The sequence below is a fragment of the Sporosarcina sp. ZBG7A genome (assembly GCF_000813425.1).
Taxonomy (GTDB): domain Bacteria; phylum Bacillota; class Bacilli; order Bacillales_A; family Planococcaceae; genus Sporosarcina.
Window position 1 is genome coordinate 1 of the sequence record NZ_JWIB01000070.1, and the last position, 1370, is coordinate 1370.

General features: G+C 40.1%; 1 protein-coding gene. It reads right to left on the bottom strand.

Annotation, left to right across the window (positions count from 1 at the left end; all coding sequences use genetic code 11):
- Positions 1–45 precede the first annotated feature (45 nt).
- Complete coding sequence (locus RL70_RS17030; protein ID WP_082003467.1) at positions 46–1260, bottom strand: ISL3 family transposase; 1215 nt, start codon at positions 1258–1260, stop codon at positions 46–48.
- Positions 1261–1370 lie beyond the last annotated feature (110 nt).

Below are 1370 nucleotides of genomic sequence, written 5' to 3' on the forward strand. Positions count from 1 at the left end.
GGTTCTAAATCAAATGTTGGGGTGATGTGATACGCACGTCACCTTTCAACCTAAATGAACCCCAATTTCTTTATACTGTATGTTTAATAAGATCTTCGCTCTAAAGTGATCGAAACGTTTAAAGCCATAGGCATTGCGTTTCATCACTTTTGTTTTGTTATTAATGCCTTCTAGGAATCCATTTGAGTACTTAAAAGAGAAACTGTTTAGGATTTCCACCTGCCAGTTTTTAAGCGTTTGAATCGCTTTTAAAAACGCTGGGATCTTCGCTTGCTCTACCTTTCGGTAAAAGTCTTGTAATCGTCTTTTCACTTTGACTACATCATCTGTTGTCTTTGCCCAATCAAACCATTCACAATAGGCTTCCTTTAATTCATAAGCGGTCTTCAACTCGTCCGACATACTTAGATATCGATTCAGATACCAACGGTGTTTGTCAGTTAGTTTTTCACTTCGCTTATAAAGCACATGCCGCATTCTCTTACACTTCTTGCGGTCATACGCATGCCATTCTTTCTGGACTTTACGTCGCACTTCATCAATTGCCCAATAAATATACCGACAGTAATGAAAGCGGTCAGCGACAATGACTGGCCGACCTAACGCCGTCTTCACAGCTGCTTTAAAGCTTGGATTCATATCCATCACCACAAGTTCTACGTCAGCTCCATACTGATAAAGGTAGTCTTTGATAGTGTCTTTCCTGCGGTTCGGTAAGATATCTAGAGGTTCATGAGTTTCTGCATTCGCGATGATCAATTGATAGGTACCGGCATCTGTATCGCCTTTATATTCATCAATCGCAATCGCTTTAGGCAATCTAACTCCTGTTTTCATCTCATTTTTCGCTACTTCTTTGAAACGGCGAATGACAGTTGAGCTGGATGTTCCTAACACTTCTCCTGCTTCTTTGAAGGTCTTCGCTTTTACACTTCGAATACGAACCACACGATTCCACTCTTTAGAATACCGCTGATACTTATCGACAAATGGTGATTTCTCCGAAAACCTTTTCCCACATGGACATGCGTACCGACGACGTTTGTAGAACAGTACACTCAACCGTTCAAACCACTTGAGGTGTTTAATCTTCTGAATGCGATAATCATGGATCTTCTTTGTCAACGTTCCACAAGCAGGGCATTGGTGAGGATTCGGAGGAAGTGAAACATAAAGTGCGATTCGGTCTCCAACTTCTTCAATTTTATTAACTTCAACACCTTTTAAACCCGGAATATTCATGGTATTATTCATATGCACGCATCACCTTTCGTTTACTTGTTTCTAGACAATCCAAGTATAAAAGAAATGGTGATTGCGTGCATTTTTTATTCAAATTGAGTCTACACCCCAACAAATATTATAGAACC